This window comes from Streptomyces sp. UW30 (genome assembly GCF_008042075.1).
Lineage (GTDB): Bacteria > Actinomycetota > Actinomycetes > Streptomycetales > Streptomycetaceae > Streptomyces.
Genome location: NZ_RDBN01000005.1, coordinates 401,099 through 420,646, shown reverse-complemented (window position 1 = coordinate 420,646; position 19,548 = coordinate 401,099). Strand labels below are relative to the sequence as shown.

At 68.9% G+C, this 19,548-nt stretch carries 15 protein-coding genes and 1 pseudogene; 8 read left to right on the top strand and 8 right to left on the bottom strand.

Annotated elements, in window-relative coordinates:
• The first annotated feature begins 132 nt into the window (after positions 1–132).
• Positions 133–1,221 (top strand): ABC transporter ATP-binding protein, encoded by a 1,089-nt coding sequence (locus EAO75_RS03570; RefSeq protein ID WP_147993527.1) that lies wholly within the window; start codon positions 133–135, stop codon positions 1,219–1,221.
• Between the two features lie 166 nt (positions 1,222–1,387).
• Positions 1,388–2,428, top strand: a complete 1,041-nt coding sequence (locus EAO75_RS03565) for an amidohydrolase family protein (RefSeq protein WP_147993526.1) — start codon at positions 1,388–1,390, stop codon at positions 2,426–2,428.
• Positions 2,429–2,445: 17 nt separating this feature from the next.
• On the opposite strand, the gene EAO75_RS03560 is transcribed toward EAO75_RS03565, so the two are convergent.
• Entirely contained in the window at positions 2,446–3,009 is a 564-nt protein-coding gene (locus EAO75_RS03560) for a GNAT family N-acetyltransferase (RefSeq protein ID WP_147993525.1), read from the bottom strand.
• A gap of 324 nt (positions 3,010–3,333) precedes the next feature.
• Here EAO75_RS03560 and EAO75_RS03555 point away from each other — a divergent pair, with 324 nt between their 5' ends.
• A complete protein-coding gene (locus EAO75_RS03555; RefSeq protein WP_147993524.1) occupies positions 3,334–4,074 on the top strand; it encodes a class I SAM-dependent methyltransferase in 741 nt (246 codons plus the stop codon).
• Here EAO75_RS03555 and EAO75_RS03550 read toward each other — a convergent pair.
• From EAO75_RS03550 to EAO75_RS45575, 7 genes are all read right to left on the bottom strand, one after another.
• A complete protein-coding gene (locus EAO75_RS03550; RefSeq protein WP_315986986.1) occupies positions 4,071–4,940 on the bottom strand; it encodes an oligopeptide/dipeptide ABC transporter ATP-binding protein in 870 nt (289 codons plus the stop codon). The genes EAO75_RS03555 and EAO75_RS03550 overlap by 4 nt on opposite strands.
• Before the next feature lie 67 nt (positions 4,941–5,007).
• Entirely contained in the window at positions 5,008–6,069 is a 1,062-nt protein-coding gene (locus EAO75_RS03545; RefSeq protein WP_147993523.1) for an ABC transporter ATP-binding protein, read from the bottom strand.
• Positions 6,070–6,100: 31 nt separating this feature from the next.
• Complete coding sequence (locus EAO75_RS03540) at positions 6,101–7,081, bottom strand: ABC transporter permease (RefSeq protein ID WP_147993522.1); 981 nt, start codon at positions 7,079–7,081, stop codon at positions 6,101–6,103.
• Between the two features lie 107 nt (positions 7,082–7,188).
• A complete protein-coding gene (locus EAO75_RS03535) occupies positions 7,189–8,997 on the bottom strand; it encodes an ABC transporter substrate-binding protein (RefSeq protein WP_147993521.1) in 1,809 nt (602 codons plus the stop codon).
• A 64-nt stretch (positions 8,998–9,061) separates the two neighbouring features.
• Complete coding sequence (locus tag EAO75_RS03530; RefSeq protein WP_147993520.1) at positions 9,062–10,096, bottom strand: ABC transporter permease; 1,035 nt, start codon at positions 10,094–10,096, stop codon at positions 9,062–9,064.
• 435 nt (positions 10,097–10,531) lie between these two features.
• Entirely contained in the window at positions 10,532–12,439 is a 1,908-nt protein-coding gene (typA, locus tag EAO75_RS03525) for a translational GTPase TypA (RefSeq protein WP_147993519.1), read from the bottom strand.
• A gap of 159 nt (positions 12,440–12,598) precedes the next feature.
• Positions 12,599–14,842, bottom strand: coding sequence for an ABC transporter family substrate-binding protein (locus tag EAO75_RS45575; RefSeq protein WP_187284289.1), 2,244 nt, complete (start codon positions 14,840–14,842; stop codon positions 12,599–12,601).
• Positions 14,843–15,197: 355 nt separating this feature from the next.
• Here EAO75_RS45575 and EAO75_RS03510 point away from each other — a divergent pair, with 355 nt between their 5' ends.
• From EAO75_RS03510 to EAO75_RS46455, 5 genes and pseudogenes are all read left to right on the top strand, one after another.
• Positions 15,198–15,488: a hypothetical protein gene (locus EAO75_RS03510; RefSeq protein WP_147993518.1), complete on the top strand. Its 291-nt coding sequence runs from the start codon at positions 15,198–15,200 to the stop codon at positions 15,486–15,488.
• A 31-nt stretch (positions 15,489–15,519) separates the two neighbouring features.
• Positions 15,520–16,341: a hypothetical protein gene (locus tag EAO75_RS03505; RefSeq protein WP_147993517.1), complete on the top strand. Its 822-nt coding sequence runs from the start codon at positions 15,520–15,522 to the stop codon at positions 16,339–16,341.
• 21 nt (positions 16,342–16,362) lie between these two features.
• Positions 16,363–18,306: a fumarate reductase/succinate dehydrogenase flavoprotein subunit gene (locus tag EAO75_RS03500; RefSeq protein WP_147993516.1), complete on the top strand. Its 1,944-nt coding sequence runs from the start codon at positions 16,363–16,365 to the stop codon at positions 18,304–18,306.
• A complete protein-coding gene (locus tag EAO75_RS03495; protein WP_147993515.1) occupies positions 18,303–19,079 on the top strand; it encodes a succinate dehydrogenase/fumarate reductase iron-sulfur subunit in 777 nt (258 codons plus the stop codon). The genes EAO75_RS03500 and EAO75_RS03495 overlap by 4 nt, the downstream gene beginning before the upstream one ends.
• A gap of 121 nt (positions 19,080–19,200) precedes the next feature.
• A pseudogene (locus EAO75_RS46455) lies at positions 19,201–19,548 on the top strand (hypothetical protein); the annotation flags it as partial.

The window sequence follows — 19,548 nt, the reverse complement described above, 5'->3', positions numbered from 1 at the left end:
GCCATCTCACGGCGGAACAGAAGCGGACCATCTTCGTCGAAGAGATCAAGCCCAGACTGGGCTAGCGCGACCGCGCTGAGCCCGACCGGGCAGCAGCCCCCCTGATCAGCCTGTCTGAGGAGGACCACGGCTATGACAGAGGACCTCGTCCTCCCCGCTCCCCGCGAGGCCGCCACCGACGCGCCCGGCGAACCGCTGCTGGTGGTGGACAAGCTCGTCAAGCACTTCCCGYTCAAGGGCGGCTTCCCGATCKYSCGCACGGTCGGCGCCGTSAAGGCCGTGGACGGCCTCGACTTCCAGGTGGCCGAGGGCGAGGCCCTCGGTCTGGTGGGSGAGTCGGGCTGCGGCAAGTCGACSACGGGCCGGCTGATKACCKYGCTGSTGGAGCCGACGYGCGGCKYGYTCWCSTACCGCGGCKAGGACATCACGCACGCGGGCCGCAAGCAGCTGGCGCCGATCKGSTCCGAGATCCAGATGATCTTCCAGGACCCGTACGCGTCGCTGAACCCGCGCCAGACGGTCGGCAAGATCATCTCCGGTCCGATGGAGATCAACGACATCAACCCGGCCGGCGGCCGCGAGAAGCGCGTCCGTGAGCTGCTGGAGATCGTCGGCCTGAACCCCGAGCACTACAACCGCTTCCCGCACGAGTTCTCGGGCGGTCAGCGCCAGCGCATCGGCGTGGCAAGGGCGCTCGCCCTGGAGCCGAAGCTGATCGTCGCGGACGAGCCGGTCTCGGCCCTCGACGTCTCGATCCAGGCGCAGGTGGTGAACCTGCTCCAGAAGGTCCAGCAGGAGCTGGGCATCGCCTTCGTCTTCATCGCGCACGACCTGGCGGTGGTCCGCCACTTCTCGCAGCGCGTCGCGGTSATGTACCTCGGCAAGATCGTGGAGATCGCCGACCGCGACGACCTGTACGAGAACCCGCGCCACCCGTACACCCGGGCGCTGCTGTCSGCGGTACCCGAGGCGACCGTGGACGAGACCCCCCGGGAGCGCATCCGCCTCCAGGGCGACGTCCCCTCCCCCATCAACCCGCCCTCCGGCTGCCGCTTCCGCACCCGSTGCTGGAAGGCGACGGAGAAGTGCGCGAGCGAGGCGCCCCCGCTGGTCCAGGTCGAGGGCAACAAGCCGGGCCACCTGACCGCCTGCCACTACCCTGAGACGGACGACGCGGCCCCCGCGCCCCGTCTCGCCAAGGACCCCCAGCCGGCGGTCTGACACACCCCTTTTCGTCGGTCGCCGAGCACGGAACGGACTTTCACCGGCCCATTGACCCGAGCCCATGAACGTCCGGTTCCAGGGGATGAGAGGGCCCGCGCCTCCCCGGCGCGGGCCCTCTCCCCTTTCCCTCCCGGCTCCCTCACCGCTGGGCTAGGTTGCGGCCATGGCCCTTCACCTGCGCGGCACCCTCCTCCCCGACGGCACCGTCCGCGACCTGTGGATCCTCGGCGACCGCATCACCTTCGACCGGCCTTCCGCCGAGGCGGAGACGGTGGCCGACGGAGGCTTCCTGCTGCCGGGACTGGTCGACGTACACACCCACCCCGGATCCCGGTCCCAGGACGAAGCACACTGGGACCCCGGCGCGTTCGCCGAGCAGATCGCCGCGCACCGGGACGCCGGGACGACGGCGTTGCGGTTCCCGGGGCTGCTCGGGGAGATCCCGGACGAGGTGCGGGAGGCTCCCGACGCACCGCGCATGATCACCGCCGGGCGGTGGCTGGCCTGGGCGGGGCTGTCGAAGAACGCCGACTTCCACACCGTCACCGACGACCTCGTGGCCGCGGCCGTAGCGGAGGCCAAGGCGCACGACGGCTGGTGCAAGCTCATGGGCGACTGGGACTTCGAGGCGGACCCGGTGCCGTACGACATCCTGCGCGCGGTCGCGGACGCGGTGCACGCGGTGGGGGGCCGGGTCGCCGCGCACTGTCAGTCGGCGCAGGGGGTGCTCAACGCCGCCCGTGCGGGCGTCGATTCGATCGAGCACGGCATGGGGATGCCGCAGGAGTGCGTGGAGCTGATGGCCGCGCACGGGACGACGTACGTCCCCACCCTCACCCCCTTCGCCCGCCGCGCACCCCGGATCATCGACAACCCGCGCGGCCGCCTCTGGCACGAGGGCCACCGCATCATGATCCGCCGGGTCCGCGAGGCCCACGACGCCGGCGTCACCGTCCTCGCCGGCACCGACTCCGCCCCCTTCGGCAACGTGGCCACCGAGGTAGAGCACCTCATCGCCGCCGGACTGCCCGCCGACGTGGCGGTCGGCGCGGCGAGTTGGACGGCCCGGGAGTTCCTGGGCCTGCCGGGACTGGTGGAGGGTGGCCTGGCCGACGTCACGGTGTACGACGCGGATCCGCGCCGCGAGCCGGGGGTGCTGCGGCATCCGAGGCGGATCGTGCTGCGGGGGCGGGTCGTGCGCTGAGCGCCCCAGGCGCCGGCCTAACGCCCGTCCGTGGCCCGGCGCGCCGTCCACTCCTCGTGGAGCATCCCGAACAGCACGCTGTCGTACCAGGCTTCGCCCACCCGGACGGCAGCCCGTCGCCGTCCTTCCTCGACGAACCCGATCCTGCGGAAGGCCCGCATCGCGCGTTCGTTGCCGCTCCAGGTCTCCAGCTCGACCCTGCGGAGCCGGCAGGCGCCGAACAGATGGCCCGTCAGGAGTTCCAGCGCCTCGGAGCCGTAGCCGCCGCCCCAGCGGTCCCGCTCGCCGATGGTGATCCCGACCGTCGCCTGTCCGGTGAACGGATCGAGGTCGCGGTAGTCGGCCATACCGATCGGGCGCCCGTCGGCGAGCTCCTCCACGGTGAACGTGGTCTCGCTGCGCGGGTTGTCCCGCAGCCGCGCCTCATGAAACCCCGCCACGGCCTCCCGCGTCACCGGCCCGAACAGCGGATCCCCTCCGGTGGCCCAGTGCACCACCTCCGGGTCGTTGCGCCAGCGCACATGATGGTCGAGATCCTCGGCGCGCAGCGCGCGAAGCCGAACAAGCTTGCCCTCAATCATCACGCGATCATAAGGAACAACCCGTCAGCCGACCCCCACCACCAGCTCCCGTCCGGGAAGAGGACCTACCATCCCTGCTCGGGTGCGGTGCAGCATCCCCCGGCGCCTCAAGTTAAGTACGGCCGCCGGGTACATGGAGGCCAGGTGGTTGGGCCAAGGCAGCATGCCGTCACGGGTGCTCGCCCGTCAGCGCCGGGGACTACTCAACGACGTTGTACGTACGTCTCCCCCGCCCGCCCCCGTCCGGCACCCACAGCTCCACGTGATGCAGCAACTCTCCTCCCTCTCCCTCGTGTTGGACCTCGGTGTGGCAGACTGCCGCGCGTGGTCGATCGTTCGTTCGCGGATCTCTCGCTTGCCGCGTTGTACGACATCCTCAACCCGTGGGGGCCGGGTGACGACTTCTACCTCGGGTTCGTGAGGGGTGCCGGCGCCGTGCTCGATGTCGGGTGCGGGACAGGGCAGTTGCTGCGGCGGGCCCGTGATGACGGGCATCGCGGGCGGCTCGTGGGGCTTGATCCCGCCGCCGCCATGCTCGTACAGGCCCGGCAGTGCGCCGACGACGTCGAGTGGGTCCTCGGGGATCTGCGGACGCGGGACTGGGCGGACGAGTTCGATCTCGTCGTGATGACCGGGCACGCCTTTCAGGTGCTGCTCTGCGACGAGGAGTTGCGTGCGGCCCTGGAGGCGGTGCGCGGCGCCCTGCGTCCCGGTGGCCGGTTCGTGTTCGAGACCCGGAACCCCAAGGCGCGGGCCTGGGAGGGCTGGACGCCCGAACGCGTGCGGGAGGTGACGGACCCGGCAGGGTCCGCCGTACGGGTGTGGCACGAGGTGGAGCGGCCCGTCCTCGGGGACCGCGTGACGTTCACGGAGACGTTCGACAGCGACACCTGGCCGCGGCCCCGCGTCAGCCGCACCACCCTGCGCTTCCTCGGCCCCGACACTGTGAACCGCTTCCTGCACACGGCGGGGTTCACCGTCGTCGAGCAGTACGGCGACTGGGAGCGAGGCGCACTCACCCCAGCCGCCTCCGAGATCATCACCGTGGCCGAGGCCAAGCCCTAGTCGTCGTCCGTCCCCTCCTCCAGCGCCGCCAGCGCCGGATCCAGGACGATGTCCTCGTCCCGGGCCGCGATCGTCGGCTCCTCCGGGAAATGGCAAGCCGTCAGGTGGCCCGCGTGGTTACCCGAGATCTGGARCAGCGGGGGCTCCTGCGTCGCGCACTTGTCCTGCGCCTTCCAGCACCGGGTGCGGAAGCGGCAGCCCGACGGCGGCGAGATCGGCGACGGCACGTCACCGGCCAGCCGGATCCGCTCCCGCTGTGCTCCCTCCTCGCCGGTCACGTTGACCTCGGGCACCGCCGACAGCAGGGCGTGGGTGTAGGGGTGCCGGGGGCGGGTGTAGATGGAGTCGCGGTCGCCGACCTCGATCACCTTGCCGAGGTACATSACCGCGACGCGCTGCGAGAAGTGCCGTACGACGGCCAGGTCGTGGGCGATGAACAGGAACGCGATGCCGAGTTCCTGCTGGACCTTCTGGAGCAGGTTCACCACCTGCGCCTGGATCGAGACGTCCAGCGCGGACACCGGCTCGTCCGCCACGATCAGCTTCGGCTCCAGGGCGAGCGCCCTTGCCACGCCGATGCGCTGGCGCTGTCCCCCCGAGAACTCGTGCGGGAAGCGGTTGTAGTGCTCGGGGTTCAGGCCGACGATCTCCAGCAGTTCCCTGACCCGTTTCTCACGGCCGCCCGTCGGTTCGACCCCGTTGATCTCCATCGGGCCCGAGATGATCTTGCCGACCGTCTGGCGCGGGTTCAGCGAGGAGTACGGGTCCTGGAAGATCATCTGGATCTCGGACACCACCAGCAGCGGTTCGCCGGGCGCGTCGGTGGCGGCCTCGCGGGGAGCGGGGAGGACGAGGTCCTCTGTCATAGCCGTGGTCCTCCTCAGACAGGCTGATCAGGGGGGCTGCTGCCCGGTCGGGCTCAGCGCGGTCGCGCTAGCCCAGTCTGGGCTTGATCTCTTCGACGAAGATGGTCCGCTTCTGTTCCGCCGTGAGATGGCAGGCCGAGGAGCGGTCCGTGCCGAGCAACGGGACCTCGGTGACACAGCGGGTGCCGCCGACACGGTCCTGGAAGGTGCASCGKGGGTGGAAACGGCAGCCGGAGGGCGGCCGCAGCAGCGACGGCGGGGTGCCGGGGATGGGCGCGAGCGGGGTGTGCGGGTCGGAGTCCAGCCGGGGCATGGAGTTGAGCAGACCCCAGGTGTACGGGTGCAGCGGCGCCCGCAGCACCTCGTCGACCGTGCCGCGCTCCACCGCACGGCCCGCGTACATCACCATGATGTCGTCGGCCATGTCGGCGATGACCCCGAGGTCATGGGTGATGAAGACGATCGCCGAGCCGAACTCCTGCTGGAGGTCCTTCAGCAGGTCCAMGATCTGSGCCTGGACCGTSACGTCCAGCGCGGTGGTCGGCTCGTCGGCGATCAGCAGGTCGGGGTCGCAGATCAGCGCCATCGCGATCATCGCGCGCTGGCGCATTCCGCCGGAGAACTGGTGCGGGTAGTCCTTCGCCCGCTGTCGCGGGTTGGGGATGCCGACCTTCCCCAGCATGTCCACCGCCCGGTCCCAGGCGGCCTTCTTCGAGGTGCGCATGTGCTTCATGTACGGCTCGGCGATCTGCCGGCCCACCGTGTAGTACGGCGACAGCGCGGTGAGCGGGTCCTGGAAGATCATGGCGACCTTGTTGCCGCGCAGCTTCTCCAGTTCGGACTCCCGGGCGGTCGTCAACTCCTTGCCGTCCAGCAGGATCTCGCCCTCGACGGTGGTGAACATCGGGTTGTGCAGGCCGAGGATCGTCAGGTTCGTCACCGACTTCCCCGAGCCCGACTCGCCCACGATGCCCAGCGTCCTGCCGCGCTCCAGGTCGAAGGASAGCCCGTCGACGGCCCGTACGACGCCGTCCTCGGTCCGGAAGCTGACGTGCAGGTCCCGCACCGAGAGGAACGCGCCCTCGCCGGCCGGGACCGGGGCGCCGGCCTCCTTGGTCAGAGTGGTCACGTCAGTGCTCCTCAGACAGTTCCTCAGCGGCCTAGGCCAGCCGCACACGCGGGTCGATGAAGGCGTACGCGGCGTCGACGACGATGTTGCAGAGCAGAATCATGGTGGCGGAGAACAGCATCACGCCCAAGAGGAGCGGCAGATCGCTGAAGAAAACCGACTCCACCGCCAGCCGGCCGAGCCCCGGAAGGCCGAAGGTGTACTCCGTGATGATGGCYCCGCCGAMCAGCGWGCCSAGGTCGATGCCGAAGATGGTGACGATGGGGATCAGCGAGCCGCGCCAGGCGTAGCGGAAGAAGACGTACCGCCGCGACATGCCCTTGGCGCGGGCGGTGCGCACGTGTTCCTCCTGGAGCTGCTCGATCATCGACGAGCGGGACATACGGGTGTACTGCGAGGCGAAGATCGTGGACAGGACGACCCAGGGGATGATCAGGCCCGTGAACCAGGCCGCCGGGTTCTCGGTGAGCGGGTTGTAGGCCGGTTTGTCGAAGAGCTGGGTCTGGTAGACGAGGATCGCCAGCGCGAGCGGGCCGAGGAAGTAGATCTGCATCGAGCTGATCACCATCGCGCCGGCCGTGAAGGACTTGTCGACGAGCGTGCCGCGCTTCCAGGCGGCGACCAGACCGGTGCCGAGGCCGACGATCAGGAAGCAGACGGCCCCGCCGAGGGTGAGCGAGATGGTGGTGGGCAGCCGGTCCATCAGGGTGCCCCAGACCTGCTCGTTGGAGTGGTACGAGTACCCGAAGCAGGGTGCCGGGCACGGACCCTGGGCGAAGTCGTCGCTGCCCGAGACCAGGTTGGTCAGGAAGATCCAGTACTGCTCGGGGATCGGCTTGTCGAGGCCGAGCACCCGGTGCAGGTTCTCCAGGTTGGCCGGGGTGCACGTCTTGCCGCACATCAGCAGCGCCGGGTCGCGCGGCATCCCGAAGAACAGCAGGAACGCGACGATGCTCAGCAGGAAGAGGATGATCACGGCGCCGAGGGACCGGCGGACCAGGAAGCGCAGCATGGCAGGCAGCTCTCAGACGTCGGCGGGCTCTGGGGGCCTGTCCGGCGGCACCCGGTGCGCCCTCCCGGAAAGCGAGGGCGGGCGCACCGGATGCCGGGCGGGCGGGGTTACTTGACGTACAGGCGGCGCGGGTCGACGCCGGCGATGATGTCGTCGTAGACGAGTCCGCCGACCTTGGTCCCGGCGATCTGGGTCTGCTTGTAGTACGCGGTCGGGACGACGTTGACGACGTCCTTCACCAGGTACTCGTTGAGCTTGCCCCACTCCGCCGAGGCCTTGGCCGGGTCGGTGATCTTGTTGATCCGGTCGATCTCGCTGTTGGCCTTGGAGTCGTTGACCTGCGAGTAGTTCTGCGCGCCCTCGGCGATCGCGCGGCCGTCGTACAGCGGCGGGATCACGGTCGAGGCGGACGGCCAGTCGGCGCCCCACGCGGTGTGGAAGATGTCGTAGCTGTTGTCCAGCTTGCTGACCTGGTCGTAGTAGGTCTCGGCCGGGATCTCCTGGCGCTGGACGTCGAAGCCGGCCTTCTCCAGGCCCGCCGCCATGGCGGTGGAGTACTGCTGGCCCTCGGGGGTGTTGATGTAGCCGAAGGTCAGCTTCAGACCGGTCTTGCCGGCCTCGTCGAGGAGCGCCTTGGCCTTGGCCGGGTCACCGGCGGGCTTCTTCTTCTTGCCCCACGGGTCGAAGGCGGGGTCGTAGCCGGTGACGGTCGGGCTGATGATGCCGCCCGCGACCTCCATCGCGTCGGTGCCGCCGTAGGCACGCACGAACGGCGTGACCGGGAGGGCGTAGGCGATGGCCTGGCGGACCTTGATGTCCTTCATCTCCGGTTGGGCCAGGTTGATGTTCATCTGGCCGACGTAGGGCTGGAAGCCGGAGACCGTGCGGGACTTCATCTTCGGGTCGTTCAGGACCTTCGACAGGTTGCCCGCGTCGACCTGGTTGCTGAAGCTGACGCCGCTCTGGTCGGTGCCGCTGTCGGCGAGGAGGGCCTTGGTGGAGTCCTCGTACTGCTGGTTGAAGGTGATGTTGAACTTGTCGACGTACTGGTGCCGCAGCGGGTCGGTGGCCGGATCCCAGTTCTCGTTCTTCACGAGCACCATCGACTTGCCGGACTTGAACTCCTGGACCTTGTACGGGCCGGTCACCACCGGCTTCTTGTCGTACTTCTCCTTGGTGTCGCCCTTCGCGGAGACGACGGCGTAGCCCGTCATGGCGAGGGCGTACGGCAGGTCGGCGTGCGGCTGCTTGAACTTGAAGACGACCGTCTTGTCGTCCGGGGTCTCGATGATGCTGTCCGGCAGGTGCTTGCCCTTGAACGGGCCGTCCGGCAGCAGCTTGCGGTAGTCGGCGCCCGGGGTGTCGGCGAGCCACTGCTGGATGTACGGCGGGCCCTGGTTGACGAAGGCCGCGAACTGCCGCTCGAAGGTGTGGCGGACGTCGGCCGAGGTGATGGCCGAGCCGTTCTCGAACTTGATGCCGTCCTTGAGCGTGTACTTCCAGGTCTTGCCGCCGTCCGTGGTGGTGCCGGAGTCGGTGGCGAGGTCGCCGACGACCTCGTGCTTGCTGCCGTCGTTGCTGGTGGCCTTGTAGCCGGTGAGTCCTCTGTGCAACAGCTGGGACACGGCCATCTCGTCCTGGACGTAGATCTGTCCGGGGTCGAGGTGGGCGTAACTGTCGCGGGCCAGCACCGAGATGGTGCCGCCGGACTTGGCCCCGGGGACCTCGGCGGCGGGTCCCTTGGAGGCCGCCTCGTCCCCGAACTTGATGGCCGCCTGCTGCCGTTCGGCGTTCTCCTGCTGTTCCTTGTCGTTGCCGCCGCTCTTGCTGCCGCCCTCGCTGCACCCGGTCAGCACCAGTGCGCCGGCCGCGAGCGCCGAGATTGCCGCGTATGTGTGGCGTCCGCCCCTACTCATCACTCAGTTTCCACCCATCTGTGTGTCACCAGTGCTAAGGAAGTGCCAAGTGCCGACCTGCTTGTCAGCGCGCCGTCTTGGGGTCGAAGGCGTCCCTGACGGAGTCCCCCAGCAGGTTGAACGCCACGATGAAGATGATCATCGAGATGCCGGGGAAGAACATGTACGTGATGTCGTTCTGCATCACGAGTTCGGTGGACGCCTTGGAGAACATCTGCCCCCAGTCCGGCGTCGGTTCGACGATGCCCACGCCGAGGAAGGACAGACCGGCCTCGGCGGTCACGAAGTTGGGGAGCATGTAGGTGCCCTGCACGAGGATCGGCGTGACCACGTTCGGCAGGATCTCCTTGCGGATGATCCGCCACGGCGGGGCCCCGCTGACCTTGGCCGCTTCGATGAACTCCCGTTCTCTCAGGGCGAGTGTGGTGCCTCTGAGGATCCGTCCGAGGCTCATCCAGCCCAGGAACCACTGCACGAGGATGAGGGCGACCACCCGGACGTAGACGGGGGTCTCGTCGCGCGGGCTGACGAACAGGGAGACCACGACCGGCATGCTCGCGATGAAGAACAGCTGGGCCGGGAAGGCGAGCAGGAAGTCGATGATCCGGCTGAGCCAGTAGTCCGTCCGCCCGCCGAGGTAGCCGGCCGTGACGCCGAGGACGATTCCGGTCAGGACGGTCGCGAGCGTCACCGCGACCGAGATTCCGAGCGAAGTCCGGATGCCGTAGAGCAACTTGGTGAAGACGTCGTATCCGTTGCCCGGTTCGAGGCCGAACCAGAACTCGCCGCTGATGCCGCCGTTGGGCTGCACCGGCACGCCCGCGCTGTCGAACAGCTCGGGGCGTTCGTCGGCGTACACCGTGTACGGGTTCTTGCCGTACAGCCAGGCGATGACCGGGGCGAGCAGGCCGATCAGGAAGAAGAAGAGGACGACATAGGCCGAGATCACGCCGGTGCGGTCGCGCTTGAAACGGATCCACATCAGCTGGCCGGGAGACCGGCCGACGAGCTCTGCATCCTCGGCCTTCACCGCCGGCGGTGGTTCACCGTCCGCGATGACCGAGGTCCCGCCACCCTCAATACCGATACGACTTGTCACGTTTCGCCCGTTTCGCTGGTATGGGTATGCCAAAGCGAGGCGTACGGAAGTCCGCAGCCGGACGCGCGTAGGAGGTGTGTGCCCCACCCTCCGACACCCCTGACGGAGGATCAGGCAACCGCCTGTGCTCGTGAGTCGACACTGTCCCCACAGTGCGAGACCCATTGACCCGAGCGCTGCGGCTAACTATCTGGCATGAGCCAACTACCGACCACTGTCTTTAAATCTCAATTCAGTCACAGCTCACGCCTAGATCTTCCAAAATCCGGACAAACTGTTTGCGGCGAGAAGGCCGCGAAACGGACGTGTTACATGGGTATCGTGCGAGGATCTCCGCATTTCGGACATGGGGGCGGGTCTCGGCCAGTAAAAAACGGCTTGCAAAAAGCCCGGGCTCCCCCATGGCGGGGGAGCCCGGGCTCAAGTGTCCGAGAATCAGCCGTGCTTGGCGCGGCTCGCGGCGCGGGCACGCTCGCGGGCGTCCAGGTTCACCTTGCGGATACGGACCGCCTCCGGGGTCACCTCGACGCACTCGTCGTCGCGGCAGAACTCCAGGGACTGCTCCAGGGAGAGCTTGCGCGGCGGGACGATCGCCTCGAACGAGTCGGCCGAGGAGGACCGCATGTTCGTGAGCTTCTTCTCCTTGGTGATGTTCACGTCCATGTCGTCGGAGCGCGAGTTCTCGCCGACGATCATGCCCTCGTACACCTCGGTGCCGGGGTCGGTGAACAGCACGCCGCGCTCCTGGAGGTTCGTCATCGCGAACGCGGTGACGGCACCGGCGCGGTCGGCGACCAGCGAGCCGTTGTTACGGGTCTGCAGGGTGCCGAACCAGGGCTCGAAGCCCTCGTGGATGGAGTGGCCGATGCCGGTGCCGCGGGTCTGGGTCAGGAACTCGGTCCGGAACCCGATGAGACCGCGGGAGGGCACCACGAACTCCATACGCACCCAGCCGGAACCGTGGTTGGACATGTTGTCCATACGGCCCTTGCGGACGCCCATGAGCTGCGTGACCGCGCCCATGTGCTCCTCGGGGACGTCGATCGTCATGCGCTCGACCGGCTCGTAGGTCTTGCCGTCGACGTCCTTGGTGACGACCTGGGGCTTGCCGATGGTCAGCTCGAAGCCCTCGCGGCGCATCTGCTCGACCAGGATGGCGAGCGCGAGCTCACCGCGGCCCTGCACCTCCCAGGCGTCCGGGCGCTCGGTGTCGATGACGCGCAGCGAGACGTTACCGATCAGCTCGCGGTCCAGACGGTCCTTGACCTGGCGGGCGGTGACCTTGCGGTCCTTGACGGCCGCCTTGTTCTCGGCGCCCTTGCCGGTGCCGCCACGGCCGACCAGCGGCGAGGTGTTCGTGCCGATGGTCATGGAGATCGCGGGCTCGTCGACCGTGATCAGCGGGAGCGGGATCGGGTTCTCGGGGTCGGCGAGGGTCTCGCCGATCATGATGTCCGCGATACCGGCGACGGCGCAGATGTCACCGGGGCCCGCCACCTCGGCGGGCTTGCGGGTGAGCGCCTCGGTCATCAGCAGCTCGGTGATGCGGACGTTGGACATGCTGCCGTCGCGCTTGATCCACGTGACGGTCTGGCCCTTGCGCAGCTCGCCCTGCTCGACGCGGAGCAGCGCGATACGGCCGAGGAAGTTGTCCGCGTCCAGGTTGGTGACGTGCGCCTGGAGCGGGGCCTCCTCCTCGTAGGTCGGGGCCGGGATGTGCTGCAGGATCGTGGAGAAGAACGGCTCCAGGCTGGTGGAGTCGGCCGGGACCGTGCCGTTCTCCGGCTTGGTCAGCGACGCGATGCCGTCACGGCCGCAGGCGTAGACGATCGGGAACTCGATCTGCTCCTCGTCGGCGTCCAGGTCGAGGAAGAGGTCGTAGGTCTCGTTGACGACCTCGTCGATCCGGGAGTCCGGACGGTCCGTCTTGTTGATACAGAGGATGACGGGCAGGCGCTGCTGGAGCGCCTTGCGCAGCACGAAGCGGGTCTGCGGCAGCGGACCCTCGGAGGCGTCGACGAGCAGGACGACACCGTCGACCATCGACAGACCGCGCTCCACCTCGCCACCGAAGTCGGCGTGGCCGGGGGTGTCGATGATGTTGATGGTGATGACGTCCCCCCCGTCCTTCGGGTGGTACTTCACCGCCGTGTTCTTGGCCAGGATCGTGATGCCCTTCTCACGCTCCAGGTCGTTCGAGTCCATCATGCGGTCGTCGACACCTTCGAGCTGGTGCGCGGCGAAGGCGCCGGCCTGCTTCAGCATGCCGTCGACGATGGTGGTCTTGCCGTGGTCGACGTGGGCGACGATGGCGACATTGCGGATGTCGTGGCGCGTGGCCATAGTGCGGCGTACTCCCGGAGTGTGAGGAAGGGGCCGGCGCGTACGTCTGTGTTACGCGGACCCTGCCGGGCTGTACATGCCACGGCCTCACCCCATGGTACGTGCCCTCCGGGGCAAGGGCTCGCTGGGCCCGATCGGCCCCCGCGCACCCGCGCCCGGCTACGAAGCCTCGGGCCCCGGATTCGCCCCCTTCTTCAGGAAGCCCATGTCCTCGAACACCGGCGTCCCGAAGCCGAAGGCGCCCGCGTTCGCGACGTTCGTCCTCGCCGCTGTGAGCTGGGGGCGCTGGTAGAGGGGGATCGAGCCGGCCGCCGCCCAGATGCGGGAGTCGGCCTTGCGGATCAGGGAGCGGGACTCGGACTCGTCCAGCGTGGCGACGGCCTGGTCGAAGAGCTGGTCGACCTGGTCGGTGCCGACGCGGGTGTAGTTCTGCTCGACGTTCAGGGAGCCGTCGGCGGCCGGGACCGGCTTGGCGTAGATCGGGCGGGCGTCGGTCGCGGGGTAGGCGGACGTCGGCCAGGAGTAGAGGGCGAGGTCGTACTGGCCGGAGGCGATGTGGTCCTTGAAGTAGCTCTCGTCGGCGACCTTGCTGATCACGGTACGGATCCCGACCCGCTCCAGCATGATCGCGATCCGGTCCGCGACCGTGCGCAGCGCATGCGAGCCCTCGCCCGTCGGCACCACGAACCTCAGTGTCAGCGCCTTGCCGTCCTTCGCCAGCGGCCGGACCGCCGCGCCCGCCGGTGCGGCGGTGCCCCGCGGGGCGTACGCGCCGGGCGCCCCGCCCTGCTGGAGCTGCTTGCTGCCGTACTGCTTGCCGTCCTGGGCGAGGTGCTTGCCCTGCTCTTCCGCGCGGCTCTCGTCCTCGCCCTTGTTGTCCTCGCCGACGACGTACGTCCCGTCATCGCCGCCCTCGGAGTCCTTGCCCGCGTCCTTCTTGTCGGACTTCTTGTCGGACTTCTCCTCGGATTCCTTGCCGGATTCCTTGGCCGGGCCCTTCGTCGTGCGGAAGATCGACCGCAAGGACGACGAGGTCCGGCTCACCCGCAATCCGCGCTGGTGGGGCGAGCCGGCCAAGCTGAACGAGATCGTGCTGCGGGCCGTGCCGCGCGACGAGCGGGCCGCCGAGCGCCCGCCCGGCACCCAGCCCGCGTCCGTGAGCAGCGCCTGCGCCTCCGCCGTGTCCTGGCCGCCGATCGCCCCGCTGCTGTCGGCGTAGGCGGCCTGGCCGGACAGTGCGAGGTGGCTGCCGACCGGCTCGGCGGGCAGCCCGAGCGGGGAGAGGACCAGCTTCGCCAGCTTCTCGCGGTCGAGCGCACGGGCCACTCCACGCCGCACCCGCTCATCGGCGAGCGGGCCGTCCCCGCCGTTCAGGGCGAGCTGGGTGTACGCCGGCTCCAGCGACTTGCGCACCTCGAAGCCGCGGAACCTCGCCTGGTCGCGCCGCTGCTTGGCGGTCAGGGCGCGCGGGGGCGGGCCCATCAGGGGCGTACCGCTGGCGCTGGCCGTCGCTGCCTTCGGGCGGGGGGCGGCGAGCGCGATGCGCCGGGCCGCTGTGGGGTCGACCTCGGCCAGGTCCAGCTCCCCGGCGGCCAGCTCGGCGGCCCGCTCGTCGCGCGGCACGGCCCGCAGCACGATCTCGTTCAGCTTGGCCGGCTCGCCCCACCAGCGCGGATTGCGGGTGAGCCGGACCTCGTCGTCCTTGCGGTCGATCTTCCGCACGACGAAGGGCCCGGCGCTGACCTTGAGCTTGCCGCGCGCCCCGTCGTTGAACGCGTCCGGCGTGCCCATGACCTCCTTCGGGTACAGCGGCGAGAAGAGGGAGCGCCAGTCGGCGTACGGCCGCCCGAAGGTGACCCGCACCTCCAGGTCGTTGTCGCCGCGCTCGATCTTCTCGATGCGGTCGTAGCCGGCGTTGCGGGCGGTCCAGTAGGCGCTGTCCTTGCCGGACAGGGCCCGCCACTGGGCGGCGAAGTCGGCGGCACCGATCTCGCGGCCGTCGCTCCAGACGGCCTGCTGGTTGAGCTTGTACAGCACGACCTGCTTGGGCTCGGTCTCGACGGTCTTGGCCGACTCCAGGTAGGAGGGGTTGCGCTCGGGGCGTCCGTTGCGGTCGGACCGGAACATCGAGGGCAGCGTGGCCTGGGCGATCCGGGTGGTGGTGGCGTCGGCGTCCGACTGGAAGGTGTTCAGCGTCTCCGGTACGGCGTCCACGGCCCAGCGCAGCGTGCCGCCGTCGGCGATCTGCGCCCGGGCGGCGGGGGCGATGTCCTGTCCGGCCAGCGGCTTCCCGGCCGGGTCGGGGTCGCTGCACCCGGCGAGCACGGACATCGCGAGCGCGCCCGCGCAAAGGAAGGCGACCGAGCGCATGACCGAGCGTGTGGCGACGCCGTGGTGGGACATCTCTGGTACCTCCGAGGAGCAGCTCCCGCCGGTGACGATTAGTGCGTTCTGATCACTTTTGGCGGTATTTTGGAGTTGATCAGATCTATGGCCCCCCACTGAAGAGGAAAGGGTTCGCCGGGCGGAGACGACACGGCGGCGGGGGCGGGCAAGCCCACCCGTCCGGAGTAACGCACCCCCTCGCACTCCGTCAGCTCCCCCGGCGTACACAGAGCGCGTGCGAGCGCGCGTCGGAGGCGTGCAATCCGCCAATCGCTGCACATGCCTTCACAGCGACACGTGTGACGCGCAACACTCGCAGGCGCATGAACGTTGCCACCAAGGGCCGAAGGGCCCACGGAAGTGAGGTCACGTCATGTCCGTTCAAGACGACCTGACAGCTGTCCAGCGCTGCCTCGACGACCTGGCCCGGTCCGTGGGCCGCCTCGAGCAGCAGCTGGGCACCGGCGGGCTGGAGATGCGCCGTGTGCGCACCGACGCCGACCACCTGCGCGAGAGCGTGGCGCTGCTGCGGGAGTCCGCCGCGACGCCCGCCGGGCAGCGCAGGCCGGAGCTCGTCACCATCCCCGACACGCCGTACGACGACTCTCTGTGGATCGACACGGATGACGAGGGTCTCGGCGCCCGGGACCGCCGCGCCCCCTGATCCCTCCCCCTGACCCGACCGGAGTCATGCATTGGCCACTGGTACGGAACCCCATCTGAACAGCGGCGGCGTACGAACCGGTACGCGCGCCGCGATCACCGCCCCGCACCTGCGGACCGACCGCTGGTGGCTGGCTCCGGCCGTCACCGCGGCCGGTCTGCTGGCGTTCATCGTGTACTCGACCTGGCGGGCCTTCGCGAACGCGGACTACTACGCGGCGCCGTACGTCTCCCCGTTCTACTCGCCCTGTCTGGCGGAGAACTGCGAGCCCATGCACGCCGGGCCGAACTGGGACCTCTTCGGGAGCTGGTGGGGCATCTCCCCCGCGATCATCATCCTGATCTTCCCGCTCGGCTTCCGCCTGACCTGCTACTACTACCGCAAGGCCTACTACCGCGGCTTCTGGATGTCGCCCCCGGCCTGCGCGGTGGCGGAGCCGCACAAGAAGTACTCCGGTGAGACCCGCTTCCCGCTGATCCTGCAGAACATCCACCGGTACTTCTTCTACGCCGCGCTCCTGGTCGCCGGGATCCTGTCGTACGACACGGTGCTCGCCTTCCGCGACGAGAACTACGAGTGGGGCCACATGGGCCTCGGCACCCTCGTCTTCCTCCTCAACATCGCGTTGATCTGGGCGTACACCCTGTCCTGTCACTCCTGCCGGCACATCGTGGGCGGCAAGCTCAAGCACTTCTCCAAACACCCCGTGCGCTACCGCATGTGGCAGTGGATCGGGAAGCTCAACGCCCGGCACATGCAGCTGGCGTGGGCGTCGCTGGTGAGCGTGGCGCTCGCCGACTTCTACGTCTATCTCGTCGCGTCCGGGGTCTTCGACGATCCGCGCTTCTTCTAGATTGAGTGGGGACTGAAACCAATGTCCGTGGTCGAACGGCAGGAGTGGGACGTCGTCGTGGTCGGCGCCGGGGGCGCGGGCCTGCGTGCGGCGATCGAGGCACGTGAGCGGGGCGCCCGTACCGCCGTGATCTGCAAGTCGCTGTTCGGCAAGGCGCACACCGTGATGGCCGAGGGCGGCATCGCGGCGGCCATGGCCAACGCCAACGAGCACGACAACTGGCAAGTCCACTTCCGCGACACCATGCGCGGCGGCAAGTTCCTCAACCAGTGGCGGATGGCCGAGCTGCACGCGCAGGAGGCGCCGGAGCGGGTCTGGGAGCTGGAGACGTGGGGCGCTCTCTTCGACCGTACGAAGGACGGCCGTATCTCGCAGCGCAACTTCGGAGGCCACGAGTACCCGCGCCTCGCGCACGTCGGTGACCGCACCGGCCTGGAGCTGATCCGCACGCTGCAGCAGAAGATCGTGGCGCTGCAACAGCAGGACATGAAGGAGACCGGGGACTACGAGTCCCGGCTGAAGGTGTACCAGGAGTGCACGGTCACGCGGATCCTGAAGGACGGCAGCCGGGTGTCGGGAGTATTCGCGTACGAGCGCGAATCGGGCCGCTTCTTCGTCCTGGAAGCCCCCTCCGTCGTGATCGCGACGGGCGGGATCGGCAAGTCCTTCAAGGTGACGTCGAACTCGTGGGAGTACACGGGTGACGGCCATGCGCTGGCGCTGCTCGCCGGGGCGCCGCTGCTCAACATGGAGTTCGTGCAGTTCCACCCGACGGGCATGGTCTGGCCGCCGTCCGTGAAGGGCATCCTGGTCACGGAGTCGGTGCGCGGCGACGGAGGGGTGCTGCGCAACTCCGAGGGCAAGCGGTTCATGTTCGACTACATCCCCGACGTCTTCAAGGAGAAGTACGCCGAGTCGGAGGCCGAGGGCGACCGCTGGTACGAGGACCCGGACAACAACCGGCGCCCTCCCGAGCTGCTCCCCCGCGACGAGGTGGCGCGCGCCATCAACGCCGAGGTGAAGGCGGGGCGGGGTTCCCCGCACGGCGGGGTCTTCCTGGACGTGTCCACCCGTATGCCGGCGGAGGTCATCCGGCGCCGTCTGCCCTCCATGTACCACCAGTTCAAGGAGCTGGCGGACGTGGACATCACGGCGGAGGCGATGGAGGTCGGGCCGACCTGTCACTACGTGATGGGCGGCATCGCGGTCGAGTCGGACACGGCGGCGGCGCGTGGCGTGCCGGGCCTGTTCGCGGCCGGTGAGGTGGCCGGCGGCATGCACGGCTCGAACCGCCTCGGCGGGAACTCCCTGTCCGACCTGCTGGTCTTCGGCCGCCGGGCCGGCTGGCACGCCGCCGAGCACGCGGCCGCGCGGGCCTTCGAACGCCCCGAGGTCAGCGATCTGGAGATCGACACGGCGGCCGCGGAGGCACTGCGGCCCTTCTCGGCGGAGGGACCGTCGGGGGCCGAGGACGACGGACGCCCGCCGGAGAACCCCTACACCCTGCACCAGGAACTCCAGCAGGCCATGAACGACCTCGTCGGCATCATCCGCCGCGAGGCCGAGATGGAGCGGGCGCTGGAGAAGCTCTCCGACTTGCGCCTACGGGCCCGTCGAGCCGGTGTCGAGGGCCACCGCCAGTTCAACCCCGGCTGGCACCTCGCGCTCGACCTGCGCAACATGCTGCTGGTCAGCGAGTGCGTGGCGCGGGCCGCGCTGGAGCGCACGGAGTCGCGCGGCGGCCACACCCGCGAGGACCATCCGACGATGGACCGCAAGTGGCGCAACATCAACCTGCTGTGCGACCTGGCCGACCCGACGGGCGACCTCGCGGCCACCGACCCGGAAGGCGGCCAGATCAATCTCCGCCGGGAGACCACCGAACCCATCCGCCGGGACCTGCTGGCTCTCTTCGACAAGGAGGAGCTGGTCAAGTACCTCGCCGAGGAGGAGCTCTACCAGTGAGCAGCTACGAGGCCCGCTTCAAGGTGTGGCGGGGGGACGTCCAGGGCGGCGGCCTGGAGGACTTCAAGGTCGAGGTGAACGACGGTGAGGTGGTCCTCGACATCATCCACCGCCTCCAGGCCACCCAGGCGCCCGATCTGGCCGTCCGCTGGAACTGCAAGGCGGGCAAGTGCGGTTCGTGTTCCGCCGAGATCAACGGGCGCCCGCGCCTGCTGTGCATGACACGGATGTCGGTGTTCACGCGCGAGGAGACGATCACGGTCACCCCGCTCCGGGCGTTCCCCGTCGTACGGGACCTGGTCACGAACGTCGGCTTCAACTACGACAAGGCGCGTCAGGTTCCGGCTTTCGTACCGCCGGAGGGGGTGGCCCCCGGCGAGTACCGCATGATGCAGGAGGACGTGGACCGCTCGCAGGAGTTCCGCAAGTGCATCGAGTGCTTCCTGTGCCAGGACACCTGCCATGTCGTGCGCGACCACGAGGAGAACAAACCGGCGTTCGCGGGCCCGCGCTTCCTGATGCGGGTCGCCGAACTGGACATGCACCCACTGGACGCCGCCGCCGATTCCGGTCTGGACCGCAAGAAGGCCGCCCAGGACGAGCACGGCCTCGGCTACTGCAACATCACCAAGTGCTGCACGGAGGTCTGCCCCGAGGGCATCAAGATCACGGACAACGCTCTGATCCCCCTGAAGGAACGGGCCGTGGACCGCAAGTACGACCCACTGGTGTGGCTGGGCTCGAAGATCAGGAGGCGCTCCGCGGCGGAGTGAGGACCTGGTCCTTCCCGGCGTTCCGTCTCCGGGTCTCCTCATCCGTTGCCCCCTGTCGCTCCACGCCACCCTTGACGCATCCCGGTCGCGCGAGGGCATTGCTGCTCATACGCTCCGAAATGTGACGTCATCCTTGATCCGTGGTCGGCCGCGGCGTGGCCGCTCGCACATATCCGTGCGGGTGGTGCACGCCCTGGTGGGCGGGCTGGTCGGGGTGGTATGGCTGGTGCTGCCCGGCATGACGGTCGACGGCGGGCACGCGGTCGCGGGCGGGGCGGACCGGCCCGTCGCCGGTGCGGTGGGGCAGGGGGAGGACGAGGGCGACGGGGGGAGTTCCGCCGTGGACTTCGTGATGCCCGTGGTGGCCCTGGTCGCGGCCGACCACGGATCAAGGATGACGTCACATTTCGGAGCGTATGAGCAGCAATGCCCTCGCGCGACCGGGATGCGTCAAGGGTGGCGTGGAGCG